The sequence below is a fragment of the Gilliamella sp. CG22 genome (genome assembly GCF_046635725.1).
In the GTDB taxonomy this organism is placed as follows: Bacteria; Pseudomonadota; Gammaproteobacteria; order Enterobacterales; family Orbaceae; genus Gilliamella; species Gilliamella apicola_I.
On record NZ_JBIDFK010000002.1, the window covers coordinates 182,152 to 196,510 of the forward strand.

General features: G+C 35.5%; 10 protein-coding genes. 8 read left to right on the plus strand and 2 right to left on the minus strand.

What is annotated here, in order from left to right:
- Both ACGH46_RS02595 and ACGH46_RS02600 read right to left on the minus strand, forming a co-directional pair.
- Entirely contained in the window at positions 1-1,437 is a 1,437-nt protein-coding gene (locus tag ACGH46_RS02595; protein ID WP_267359201.1) for a 6-phospho-beta-glucosidase, read from the minus strand.
- 384 nt (positions 1,438-1,821) lie between these two features.
- Positions 1,822-2,049, minus strand: coding sequence for a ChaB family protein (locus tag ACGH46_RS02600; RefSeq protein WP_411603960.1), 228 nt, complete (start codon positions 2,047-2,049; stop codon positions 1,822-1,824).
- Between the two features lie 556 nt (positions 2,050-2,605).
- Between ACGH46_RS02600 and ACGH46_RS02605 the strand changes: the two genes are divergently transcribed.
- From ACGH46_RS02605 to ACGH46_RS02640, 8 genes are read left to right on the plus strand one after another with little or no spacing between them, the layout of a single operon-like run.
- Positions 2,606-4,999, plus strand: a complete 2,394-nt coding sequence (locus ACGH46_RS02605; RefSeq protein WP_411603963.1) for a type VI secretion system Vgr family protein — start codon at positions 2,606-2,608, stop codon at positions 4,997-4,999.
- A 2-nt stretch (positions 5,000-5,001) separates the two neighbouring features.
- Positions 5,002-5,931, plus strand: coding sequence for a hypothetical protein (locus ACGH46_RS02610; RefSeq protein WP_411603964.1), 930 nt, complete (start codon positions 5,002-5,004; stop codon positions 5,929-5,931).
- Between the two features lie 28 nt (positions 5,932-5,959).
- Positions 5,960-9,979, plus strand: a complete 4,020-nt coding sequence (locus ACGH46_RS02615) for a toxin VasX (RefSeq protein WP_411603965.1) — start codon at positions 5,960-5,962, stop codon at positions 9,977-9,979.
- Between the two features lie 27 nt (positions 9,980-10,006).
- Positions 10,007-10,840, plus strand: coding sequence for a DUF6708 domain-containing protein (locus tag ACGH46_RS02620; RefSeq protein ID WP_411603967.1), 834 nt, complete (start codon positions 10,007-10,009; stop codon positions 10,838-10,840).
- A gap of 48 nt (positions 10,841-10,888) precedes the next feature.
- The gene (locus ACGH46_RS02625; RefSeq protein WP_411603970.1) at positions 10,889-11,716 is read left to right on the plus strand and encodes a DUF6708 domain-containing protein; all 828 of its coding nucleotides are present in this window, start codon (positions 10,889-10,891) and stop codon (positions 11,714-11,716) included.
- A gap of 44 nt (positions 11,717-11,760) precedes the next feature.
- Entirely contained in the window at positions 11,761-12,588 is an 828-nt protein-coding gene (locus ACGH46_RS02630; protein ID WP_411603973.1) for a DUF6708 domain-containing protein, read from the plus strand.
- Between the two features lie 45 nt (positions 12,589-12,633).
- Positions 12,634-13,473, plus strand: a complete 840-nt coding sequence (locus ACGH46_RS02635) for a DUF6708 domain-containing protein (RefSeq protein ID WP_411603976.1) — start codon at positions 12,634-12,636, stop codon at positions 13,471-13,473.
- Between the two features lie 43 nt (positions 13,474-13,516).
- On the plus strand, positions 13,517-14,356 hold the full coding sequence (locus ACGH46_RS02640) for a DUF6708 domain-containing protein (RefSeq protein ID WP_411603979.1): 840 nt from the start codon (positions 13,517-13,519) through the stop codon (positions 14,354-14,356).
- Positions 14,357-14,359 lie beyond the last annotated feature (3 nt).

Below are 14,359 nucleotides of genomic sequence, written 5' to 3' on the forward strand. Positions count from 1 at the left end.
TTATAAAACTTCACCATTTGACTCAATCACTTTTTTGTACCATGCAAATGAATCTTTGCGACTACGTTTTAACGTGCCATTCCCTTTGTTGTCCTTATCGACATAAATAAAACCATAACGTTTTTCCATTTCGCCCGTGCCTGCCGAAACTAAATCGATACAGCCCCAAGGGGTATAGCCCATTAAGTCAACACCGTCTTGCAAAACAGCCAGCTTCATTTGCTTAATGTGTTCACGCAAATATTCAATACGATAATGATCATGTACTGCACCATTAGCCTCGACTTTGTCATAAGCCCCAAAACCATTTTCCACGATAAATAACGGCAAATGATACATATCTGTAAACCAATTTAATGCGTATCGCAATCCTTCAGGATCGATTTGCCAACCCCAATCCGATTTTTTGACGTATTGATTACCGATCAAATCGGTTTTTTCATTAAATTCATAACGATCGTTGCCTGCTTTATGTCTGATGGCATTGGACATATAATAACTAAAGCCAATATAATCGACGGTGCCGTTTGCCAGTACCTCTAAGTCTTGGCTGGTTACATCTAACTTAAAGCCTTTATGCTGCCAATATTTGATAATATGATTTGGATATTGACCATGGACATGCACATCGGCAAAAAAGTATTTACGTTCCATGACTTTTTGCGCCATTAATATATCACTCGGCTTACAGGTTTCGGGGTAGATAGGTACAAAAGCAATCATACAACCGATTTGAAAATCGGGATTGATCGCATGACCAATTTGCACGGCTTTAGCACTGGCAACTAACTCATAATGAGCCGCTTGATACATAATTTCTTCACGATTATCGCCTGCTTGATAATAAATCCCTGAGTTGGTAAATGGCGCAAAATCCTCATCAAAGTTGGCTTGATTATTAATTTCATTAAACGTCATCCAATATTTGACTTTATCTTTATAACGATCAAAACACACTTCGGCAAAACGAACGAAAAAATCGATTAATTTTCGATTACGAAATCCACCATATTCGGTGACTAAATAATAAGGCAATTCAAAATGTGAAAGGGTGACAACTGGCTCAATATTATATTTTAAACATTCATCGAAAAGATCATCATAAAACTTCAAGCCTTCTTCATTTGGCGCAAGCTCATCACCTTTAGGAAAGATCCGTGTCCAAGCAATCGACGTTCTAAAACATTTAAAGCCCATTTCGGCAAAAAGTTTAATGTCGTCTTTATAATGATGATAAAAGTCGATGGCTTCATGATTAGGATAATACTCACCTTCAATAATTCCTTCGGTAATTTTACGATAACTTTTTGGCGAACCAACGGTCATGACATCGGCAACACTTATTCCTTTTCCACCCGCTTGCCAAGCCCCTTCTAATTGATGAGCAGCAACGGCTCCTCCCCATAAAAAATCTTTTGGTAAACCTTTATTATTCATAATCAAGCACCTATGTTTATTGACGATTCAAATTTAGTATAAAAGGAAAAATAAAGAATTACTAACCAACATTTTCCGTATTGATAAGGAAAATATCAGTGCAATATGGCAGGTTTAGCAAAACAGCAAATACAAGAAAGGAGAAAATAAAACATGAGGAAAATAAATTAATTATAGTTGCCAGATATCAACCAAAACGCTAAAAGAAATTCACACTATATATTGATCATCACAATAGAAATCGGTATTAACCATAAAAGAGTCTATTTGACTGAGTAAGAGCTTCAGATTTGACAAAATATCACACTAGATTAAACATATGAATAAGCCAACTATCATAGTTGGCTTTAGTATTGTTCTAATACTCAAATCATATTGATAATATTATTTAGCTACCCATTTGCCGTTTTCGCCTTTATGATAAACTTTTTCTACCGCCGACCAAGCAACACGAAAGGCAACTTGCTCAGGCGGACTATTGTCTCGGCGTTTTTTCGGATCTTGGTATTCCTTAATCGCACTATTAAATGCCTCTTTAAATATATCTTGAGCATGTTCTGGCAGTACATGACGTACGGATTCAGGTAAATCATTGCGTGTTTTGTATGGCATATCACATCCCCTTTAAAAATGAATTATACATAATTGCAAAATTAATGGTGGGTAAATAGCGTCTGAAAAAGATTACTGAACATTAAAGTTTTACGCATTCAATACAATAAGGAATTAACAAAAAATAATCAATCATAATCTCTAAACCGATGTATGAAAATATTCAAATATGTTTCCATTGACAATAAAACCACAAATTACATCGATAATACACAATGTTAACAACACAGTTTTCCCCAAAAATTAGGTTTAATTAAATACCAATATCTCACCTAATTAAATTGTAAATGACGACTATTAAGTAAAATTAACTAAGTAACCACATTAACGTCTAATGTAAATTTACAATAACAATGTACAAATTGATTGAAAAATTAAGTAATCAATCAATGAAACCACTAATCTATATTATTAATTTATTGGTTGATTTATCACTAAAAAAAAGGTAATTTATAAACTTATTGATTACTCATTAATCTTTTTTGCATTTAATAACTTTAATAAATATTTACAAACATTATTTTGTATGGGATATGCTTTGTAAGGGAATACTCGGATGTCAATTTCAAATCAGTCTTTGCTTAATCTAGTTTCTGCCGGTCTTAATGCCTTTAAAGGTAGTGACACCCCCCAAAATCGTTATATTCTTAAACTTGATAAATCCAGCGAATTAGATGATATTTCCATTTATTCGGTCGACCTTCAAGAACAGCTCGATAACCTGTGGCAATATACCATTATATTTACGACCGCTAACCGCTCACTGTCAACCGATGCAATCTTAAAACAACCGGCATCGTTTTCGTTTTTACCGGCGTCAATGAATGCACTGGTTGGTGGAATAAGTTCACTGGATAAACGACCGTCAACCCGCACCGTTCATGGCGTGGTAACCGAGTTTAGTTTACTGTCGACCAGTAAAGATGAAGCCCGCTATCAAATCGTGTTACAACCTAAATTAGCATTATTAAACAACAATATAGGTTGTGCCATATATCAAAATCAAAGTGTTGTTAGTGTGGTGGAATCAATCTTACGCCAACATGGTTTTACCGGCATAGACTACCGCTTAGAATTAATGCAAACCTACCCGATAAGAGAGCTGATAACGCAGTGGAAAGAAAGTGATTTAAACTTTATCTTGCGCTTACTGGCAGATGTCGGGATATGGCTACGTTTTGAAACCCATGCTGAACATCATTGTGGGGTGATTGTACTGGGGGATGAACAACAAGCCTTTACCAAACATGGTAGCATAGTATACCAGACCCCAAGCGGAATGGGAGACCGCAGTTGTGACAGTATATGGGCATTATCGCAAACCACACACACTACATTACAAACCGTCACAGTAAACGATTACAATTATCGTCAGGCAAAAGATAACATGCTATCGACTGCCAACACGGCTGTCAATTCAACCACGACATATGGTAACGATTACCGATACGATGAACATTACAAAAACCGACGACAAGACAAAGAAGAAAATGTTGTAGAAAGTGGAGAATGGTATGCCAAAATTCGGCATCAGCAGGCAATCAGCCACCAACAGATTATTTATGGATATTGTAATGATTTTACGCTGGCACCGGGTCAACAGGTGTTTATCGAAAACAGTCCTTTAGATAACATTCAAGACGGCGTAATCATCTTAACCACACGGGGCAGGGGAGACCGCAGTCAACCTTATCAAATCGAATTTACGGCAATACCATTTAATGTATTAATCCCTTACCGCCCACAAGTGTTACCTTTTCCGGAAATAAAAGGGACACTACCGGCCAGAGTGACCAGTCCTGACAATGATACGTATGGTTACATTGATATACACGGTCGTTATCGGGTCAAGTTTAACTTCGACTTAGCACAGTGGCGCAGTGGCGAAGAAAGTTTATGGGTCAGACTGGCCCGAAGTTATGCCGGCAATCAATATGGCTTCCATTTTCCGCTGATTGACGGCACAGAAGTTGCCATAGCCTTTACTAACGGTAATCCCGACCGCCCGTATATCGCCCATGCCCTGCATGACAGTGCGCACCCAGACCATGTGACGACAATAAACAAACATCGCAATGTGATTCGTACCCCAACCAATAACAAGTTACGTATGGATGACAAACGGGGGCAAGAGCATATCAAGCTGGCGACCGAATACGGTAAAACACAACTCAATATTGGGCATCTTGTTAACAACAACAAAGAGCAACGGGGTGAAGGGTTTGAACTGCGTACCGATGAATGGGGGGCGATTGCGGCGAATCGAGGATTGTATTTGACCAGTCAGACCGAGCCGAAAGCGCAAGGCAAACAACTGGATATGCAAGGGGCAATTGCCGAACTGGAAAATGCGTTATCGATAGCTAAGGCACTCCAAAATGCGGCGGAACAAGCGCAAAGTCATGCGCCTGATGTTGATTCACAACAACAATTACAAAGTGCAGTAACCAATATATCACAACCTGGCATTCTTGCTTATGCCCAACAAGGCATAGCGTTAACCAGTCCTGAAAATATCCAGCTTACCAGTGCCAACAGTGTAACGGTCACAACGTCAAACCAGACGGATATCACGGCGTTAAAAAATATTACCATATCCACATCAGAAGCGATTAGCTTACTGGCACAAAAATCGGGGATGAAAGTGTTTGCTAATCAAGGTGATATCGATGTACAAGCCCAAACCGACCAACTAGCCTTGGCGGCAAAACAAGATATACAAATAAACAGTGTCGACAGCAAAGTAGGCTTTACCGCAGCGCAAGACATGACGTTTGTTTGTGGCGGCTCGTACATCAAAATCAGCAAGGCAGGGATTGAACTCGGCTCGCCAGATAATGTTTATCTTAAATGTAATGCAATGCAAAAAATGTCACCTGCGACCCTAAACAAAAAAATTCAACTAAAATCAAGCGAGTTAGATGTTAAACTCTGTACCGAAATGGATTAAATATGCTTAGAGAATTAAATAAAAGAGCCAGTTTCAACAAATATCGCTATCTTTTAGTTGATAATAAAATCGCACTTAATTCGGTCAGTCCATTATCACGTAGAGGATTACAGAGTTTATATGGTGAAGATAAATCATTTGGCGAAAAAAAACTTACAACGGTTTTACGCACTGATTTAGATTATGATCCAAGCGTATGCCCAACATTAGTTATGCTTGCTGAACCTTATCAATTTTTAGAACAAGCAATCATTGATAAAATCACGATGCAAGCCTCGGTTGAATGTTTTTGGTCAAAACGGTATATCTGTGCATTTATTGTCACCGATCTTAAACCGTCAATATTGGCAAAACAGATTATTAATATTGGAAATAACATCGCGAAAACATTGCGACAACATTATTATCCCTTTTTTGAACCTTTCCGGATGCAATTTTTACATGAATTTGGTTCAGACCAAGACAACGCATGGCTCAAAGCGCAATTTTCACAAATTGAAAACTATTATTATCCGTCAATTCACAATGGCGAATTTATTCCTTATATAAATAAAGACGAATCAACAATAGAACAAGGGTGGAGTATTGAATACTGTGAGCGTTTAAAAAAATTAAGGGTCATTCGCACGCTTGTTAATGCATGGGCAAATAACCGCACACGATTTGAGGAACAAAAAAATGTGCCACTTGAAAAGCAGGTAATTATACAGGCAACACAATTAATTGAACAAGCTGACAAATTAGGCTTAACCGATGCTGCTGATATCCTGTTTTGGGGATTAAATGGATTACGGTATCAACATCTATTTACAACACATCCACAAGTACTTGAACAGATACCTAAAGCACAACTGGCACCCGGTACATTCTCTAAACATGTCATTGATGCCAAGATTAACCTTGAAAGTCAAATCCATTTATTAACAGAATAAAGAAAAAGAAAGAATTAAAGAGTATACGATGAATAAAGCAGAAAACATTGTCATAGAAAATAAAAACGAAGCCTGTGGTAATTGCCTGGCGTGTGGTCGTACTGGAATTCCGGTATTTTTATTGCGTCAGGCGGTGATAAAAATGAAACCACATAAAACGGTTGGTGCGGATCCCGATTATCAAGAGTTGGCAAATTATACAAAAAATTTAAATTTTAAATCACGAATGCCCGATGAAGAATTAAACGAATACGGTTATATTTTACGAACTTTGCGAGACGGTTACATCTATGTAATGCAACAACAAGGTGAAGATATAAACAGTCGAATAATCCATACATATGAATGTATTGAAGGGGCATTAAGGTTAAAAAACAACCACGAACTCGCTTGTACCGAACCAAGACCATTATCAAAAGCCTGTAAAAACCACTGTCACACTATTCCGGCAGCATTTATTCATCTACAACAAGACTATACTCAAGCATGGGTAGCATACAGTTCGCAACCTTGGAGTACAACAGCCGTTGAAAATTATCTAGAAGAGCAAGACAATCAAGTGTTATCCCGTTTTACCAAAATAGATATTACTAATTTAGCTCAGTCACCGGCAGAAGCAACCGGTAACCGGGCTGTCCCGTTTACCGATATCTTTGGTCAGGTAAATAATACCGAAACCCCAAGCAAAGTATTGGAGTTTCGTTTTGATGATAATGAATTACCTTTCTTTGAATCGGCGCATTCCTTTAACAGTTTTAAACAGCAAAAGCGACAATTTGCAACGCATGCTAGCCTGTTATATAAAGGATCGAAACCAATATCTTGTGGAGTAGTATTAGAAGACACATTTGGCATTGCCGAAGAACTTAACACACAGCGCATTGTACATCTGCATCAATTTAATGAACAGCCACTGACTGACGATGAAATCAATTTAGCGGAAGAAACAATAAACGGTTTTGACGACATTGATAATTTGAATAAAATTTATGCACAACGCGCGAAAAACATGTTCAAAACCATTAATCCAAAGTTACAGCGACAATTTAACTATTATAAACCGGTTATGTTCAAAAAACGCACAATATTGCAATTAATTGAACAATACCGATCTTCTATTATATCTGTTTATGATCAACGAATTGCAAAAGTAAAAGAAGAGATTGAATATTTCAAAAATTCGGGTCTGGATAGTAATAATGGCTATAATGGCATTCCCGAATCGACAAGAATGCTTACTCGTGTAAGCCGTTTATATGCAGAAAAAAGGGAAAAGCTTGAGGATTTTGATAAATTCATCGATCAAGGTAAAATTAAAAAATTCGATATTGAATTAGAAAAAGCATATAAAGAAGTAGTGAACTACCATAAAGAGTGGTCATTAGACTATTTTACATATGCTCGTTGGTTATTTGGCAAAGATGGCTTTACCTCAGCTTTTACTGAAACAAAACCACTTAGCGTCAATACCAACCATTTTTGGCAACGTGAATTTGATTTTAGCAGTCAAGAAACGCAACTAGTCTATCTATCACAAGTGACAAATATGTTACTCGATTCCACCCATTCCGAAATAAAATTGGATGAAGACAGCGCATTATGGGACGAACTACTCAGTAATCCTGAAAGCATTTACTACATCAGTGAATACGATAACCCTAAAGGGATCGATCATGATAAAGAACTTTATGTTGATCTGACTGATAATAGTCTGTTAAAACCCCTTGAACTGATATCACAAGCGACTAAAATTTTTTCGGTTATTAATAGTTATGCAGAAGAAAAACATGATAATGAGTTAGAAAATAAAACAAAAGTATTACTTGAAAACAAGCAACGAGCAGAAGCTGAAATCGAACAAAACCAACAAAAAATAGCCGAATTGGAAAAGCAAAAGCAAAACATTCCAGCCAGTGATCCCGCTGCACGTGAACAGCTTAGAAAGTTAAAGAGGAGCTATGAAACCCAAATTCAGCAACTTAACAAAGAACTTAAAGCCATTGAACAACAGCTTTCTAATCTTACCCAAACCGCTGAAACAGCCGTTACACTAGAAAGCAAACCGCTAGCAAATACAGCACTAAAAAAGCAGGCAATTTTGGCAAAAGATACCTTACGTTTTCCAATTAAAACCGAGTGGATGCGATTAAATGCGTTTGATCAACTAGCTAAACTTGGGGCTTTGCCGGTTGAAATTAATGTGGAAGTGAGACCCGCAAATATTGCTAAAATTCAGAATTTATTCACCCAAATGCACCGGTCTTTTTTTAATAGAGGCATTTATCACCCACACGAACTTGCCTTTCTCGACAATTTTGATATTGATGAAAAGCCAGTCAAAACGGGATCGGGCAAAGTGCAAAAGGTTAAATTTACGTTATGTTTTCCTGACGTACACACTAAAACTTTATTTGTGAACTTTATAAACAGTATTAACGGTAAATTAAGCCCTTATAATTTAAAACAATTTATGGAGCAAGCCTATAAAGATTATTTCAAATTAAAATATCAGCAAAAAATACGTCTTGACAGCTTAGAACATGCTAATCGAGGCAAAACAACCACGACCCAAATATTGAACGAAACCAGTGATAAAAACACCAACCGAGCCAAAACTAAAATTGATGAAAAAATAGGAAAAGTGAAAGATGTTGTCGTGTTTAATGAGAATCAAAAAAATCAGAGTAGTATTAAAATTGATCTAGAAAAAGCTGAAAATGAATTAAAAAAAGGAAAATTTACCTTTAAAGTCAATCTTGCGGTGGGTGGGGTATTAGGATGTATTAATTTAATGAATATTAACGATATCCTTAAAGAGTGGAATAAAGTTAAGGAAGGTAATGGTGACGAAATAACCAAAAAACAGCTATCAATCCAATTGTTAACTTTAGGACTTCTTGCTGTTGATATAACTAGCCAATATAAAAATATCACATTAAATATGCAACTGAAAGATGCGCTTATTGCAGGTAAAAATGTGAATCGACTTGATGCTAAAATTATTCTAAATAGCAAGATATCTAAAATAATCAATAGAGTATTTGGGGTAATGTCTATGATCGAGGCTGCTGGGGAGTTATACAGTTCATTAGATATGATGAATATGGATAATAAAAAATATGCAGCTCTTCGTTTTGGTGGTGCTATTATTTCTGGGATTGGCTCTTTTATTCTTCTATTTTCTGGAGCGTGGATCATTATACTTGTTGGTGTCATTTTGGTAATTGCAGGGGCAATTGCGATTATGTTCAGTAAAAAATACGATAATTTAACCCCTATTCAACACTGGCTAAACCGCTGCTGTTTTGGCACACAGGAAGAGCTTAATTTTTTGGGGTACAGTGCATATCAAGAAGAAGATTACAGTGACCACAGTGGGTTTGGTTTAGCTTTAAATGATTATGCAATTGTGACTTATAATATTCAAACTTTTTTGCATGTAAAAAAATTGAATATTACACCACCACAAATTCCGACATTAAATTCAGCTAATCCAAATCAAAGGCATATCTATTTTTATTTGAATATTCCAAAATTTGCAAGCTTAAATGAAAAGGAAAACCTAACTGTTTATATTAGGTTTTTTATCAGAAATTTTGGCAAAGATGATAGTTATATCGATGTAAAATATCAAGCAAGCACAGATAAAGGGATCAAATTAAATCATATAAATGACCCATTAGGTGTAAATGGCTATAAAATAATATTGGATAAAAAACAATTCTTTGAGCAATATGATAATCCTACATTAGAAAATGCGCAGAGAAGGTATTCAATACATCCAATGTATATCCGTGAACCATCTGAATTTGTATTAATCAAAACTTTACCAGACGGCACTAAAAATGTGTTAACCCAACCCGCAAAAGATGATATAGCTTATATGATTTACGAAAAACCAAGTGATCTAGATATGGATGGATTAACCGTTGATATATGGTCAGCAGGAAGTAAACCCGGATATTTTATTAATAAGTACCAAATAATTATTCAATACAATAATCGTGAAGAAATACCACTAATCATCACTAAAAAAGGTAAAATGTAAGTCAATTATTAAAACAAGGAGAATATAATGGCATCAAAATACCGCCCACAAATACCCGGTTGTATTGGCGATTTAGATAAAGGCACAAAATATATAACGGGGCCAGATAATCGACTGCTCTATGCCAATGATAATTTTTGTGCTTTCATTCGGAAACCGAAATCAGATCAAATAGTTTATATATTCGCTTTTTCTTTATCATTTATTTTTTTAATACCAGCAACAATTTCAATGATACTTGTAGTTTTTGTATTTAATACTTCAAATGATTATGATGTGAAAATTGAAAGTATAGGTATATTATGTTTGATAAGTTGTTGTTTGGGGTTTTATGTTGTTTTACCTGAATTATATCAAAACTTATTTACACGCCGTGGGGCACCAATTATTTTTAACCGTAAAACAGGTAAAGTTTATGTCAACGAAAGCTATTTTTATAATTTTAAATTTTTAAAAAATCCGCTTACCTATTTACACCCGAGTAAAAAACGTATCAAAGAGTATGATTGGGCATATTTACAAGGGGTAGTGGTGCATAACTTTTCTCGATATTCACTTAATTCTACCGTCTTGATGGTGTGTAAACCTAATAGTTATAAGACAATTGACCATATATTGTTAGATCCGTTACGCTCGGGAATAGGCAGTTATATGGTCTGGGGTTGGGTTAATAATTTTATGTGTGCGAACGATTTAATTAGTTTGAATGACGGTAAATACAAATGGGAACAAGAAACCCAATTTAAAAAAGAGATTATAGAAGGTCAAGGTTGGCCAGACTGGATGGTCGAAGCGTTTAATGCCACCACGCATGACGAGCTAGCTAAAATCAAACAAAAATATAATATTGAAGCGTCATAATAATAAGTTGGATATAACGTTATACAATAAGGAATAAGGAGTAAAACCATGGCATCAAAATACCGCCCACAAATACCCGGTTGTATTGGCGATTTAGATAAAGGCACAAAATATATATCTGATGCCGATAATCGACTGCTTTATGCTAATGATAATTATTGTGTTTTCATTCGAAAACCGAAAATAGAACAGATTGGTCATACATTGGGTTATTTATTAGCATTTATTCTTTCGATTCCAGCAACTATTTTATCGATACTGTTAGTTTTTGTATTCAATACTTCACCATATGATGTGAAAACTGAAATTTTAGGTATATCATGTTTTATATGTTGTTGTTTGGGGATTTATGTTATTTTACCTGAATTATACCAAAACTTATTTACTCGCCAAGGTGCCCCAATCATTTTTAACCGTAAAACAGGTAAAGTTTATGTCAACGAAAGCTATTTTTATAATTTTAAATTTTTAAAAAATCCGATTACCTATTTACACCCGAATAAAAAGCGTATTAAAGAGTATGATTGGGCATATTTACAAGGGGTGGTGGTGCATAACTTTTCCCGATATTCACGCAATAGCGTCATCTTAATGGTGTGTAAACCCAATACCTATAAGACAATCGATCATATACTGTTAGACCCATTACGGGTTGGTGTAGGCAGTTATTTTGTCTGGGGTTGGGTTAATAATTTTATGTGTGCGAACGATTTAATCGACTTAAACGAAGGCAAATATAAGACTGATGAAGAACTCCAATTCAAAAAAGAGATTATAGAAGGTCAAGGTTGGCCAGACTGGATGGTCGAAGCGTTTAACGCCACCACGCATGACGAGCTAGCCAATATCAAACAAAAGTATAATGTTGAGTCATAATAAGCTTGGATATAACGCTATATAATAAGGAATCAGGAGTTAATATGACATCAAAATACCGCCCACAAATACCCGGTTGTATTGGCGATTTAAATAAAGGTCCTACATATTTAATGGGTGCCGATAATCGACTACTTTATACTAATGATAATTATTGTGTTTTCATTCGAAAACCGAAAATAGAACAAATTGGTCATACATTGGGTTATTTATTAGCGTTTATTTGTTTGATTCCAGCAACTGTTTTAGTATCACTTTTAGTCTTTGTATATAATACTTCACATGATGTGAAAATCGAAATTGTAAGTATATCCGCTTTGATAGGTTGTTTTTTAGGGTTTTATGCGATTTTACCTGAATTATACCAAAACTTATTTACTTGCCGAGGTGCTCCAATCATTTTTAACCGTAAAACAGGTAAAGTTTATGTCAACGAAAGCTATTTTTATAATTTTAAATTTTTAAAAAATCCGCTTACCTATTTACACCCGAGTAAAAAACGTATTAAAGAGTATGATTGGGCGTATTTACAAGGGGTGGTAGTGCATAACTTTTCCCGATATTCACGCAATAGCGTCATCTTAATGGTGTGTAAACCTCATACCCATAAGACAATCGACCATATACTGTTAGACCCATTACGCGTTGGTGTAGGCAGTTATCTGGTCTGGGGTTGGGTCAATAACTTTATGTGTTTTGATGATTTAATCGACTTAAACGAAGGCAAATATAAGACTGATGAAGAGCTTCAATTTAAAAAAGAGATTATAGAAGGTCAAGGTTGGCCAGACTGGATGGTCGAAGCGTTTAACGCCACAACGCATGACGAGCTAGCCAATATCAAACAAAAGTATAATATTGAAGCGTCATAATAAGCTTGGATATAAAGAAAAAATAATAAGGAATAAGGAATTAACATGGCATCAAAATACCGCCCACAAATACCCGGTTGTATTGGCGATTTAGATAAAGGCCCGACATATATAACGGGGGAGGATGATCGCCTACTTTATGCCAATGATAATTATTGTGCTTTTATTCGTAAAATAGAAGAGGATCAGATTTTTTATTCATTTCTTTTTCTTTTAGCTTTTGTTATGGCAGTACCAGGAATTTTTATAGGGTTCGAGTTATGTTTTAGTCTTATAAATTTTCATGATAAAGAAGATATATATTTTTTTATGGTAGATATTGTTGGTTTATTAGCTATGATATTTGCTTTTTTTAATATTATTTTACCAGGTTTATACCAAAATCTTTTTACACGTCGTGGAAGCCCAATAATTTTTAACCGCAAAACGGGTCAGGTTTATGTGAACGAAAGTTACTTTTTTAGTTTTAGAATTCTTTATAACCCAATTTATCTTCTTCACCCCAATAAAAAGCGAATTAAAGAATATGACTGGGCGTACTTACAAGGGGTAGTGGTGCATAACTTTTCCCGAAACTCACTGAATAGCACCATATTAATGGTGTGTAAACCTCATACCCATAAAACAATCGACCATATACTATTAGACCCATTACGCGCTGGTGTAGGCAGTTATCTGGTCTGGGGTTGGGTCAATAATTTTATATGTTTTGATGATTTAATCGACTTAAACGAAGGCAAATATAAGACAGATGAAGAGCTCCAATTTAAAAAAGAGATTATAGAAGGTCAAGGTTGGCCAGAATGGATGGTCGAAGCGTTTAATGCCACTACGCATGACGAGCTAGCTAAAATCAAACAAAAGTATAATGTTGATGTGTCATAATAAGCTTGGATATCAAAAAAACAATAAGGAATAAGGAGTTAACATGGCATCAAAATACCGCCCACAAATACCCGGTTGTATTGGCGATTTAGATAAAGGCCCGACATATATAACGGGGGAGGATGATCGCCTACTTTATGCCAATGATAATTTTTGTGCCTTCATTCGTAAAACAAAATCAGATCAAAATTTCTATTTATTTCTTTTTCTTTTAGCTCTGCTCATGAGTGCTGTTGGAATTTTTGCAGGAGTCAAATTATTTTTTATACCTATAAATTTTGATGATAGAGAAGATATATATGCTTCATTGGTAACTATAATTCTTTCATTGACTATGATATTTGCTTTTTTTAATATTATTTTGCCAGGTTTATATCAAAATCTTTTCACACGTCGTGGAAGCCCAATAATTTTTAACCGCAAAACGGGTCAGGTTTATGTGAACGAAAGTTACTTTTTTAGTTTTAGAATTCTTTATAATCCAATTTATCTTCTCCACCCCAATAAAAAGCGAATTAAAGAGTATGACTGGGCGTATTTACAAGGGGTAGTGGTGCATAACTTTTCTCGAAACTCATTGAATAGCACCATATTAATGGTGTGTAAACCTCATACCCATAAAACAATCGACCATATACTATTAGACCCATTACGCGCTGGTGTAGGCAGTTATCTGGTCTGGGGTTGGGTCAATAATTTTATGTGTTTTGATGATTTAATCGATTTAAACGAAGGCAAATATAAGACTGATGAAGAGCTCCAATTTAAAAAAGAGATTATAGAAGGTCAAGGTTGGCCAGAGTGGATGGTCGAAGCGTTTAATGCCACCACGCATGACGAGCTAGCTGATATCAAACAAAAGTATAATGTTAAAGCATCATAATAA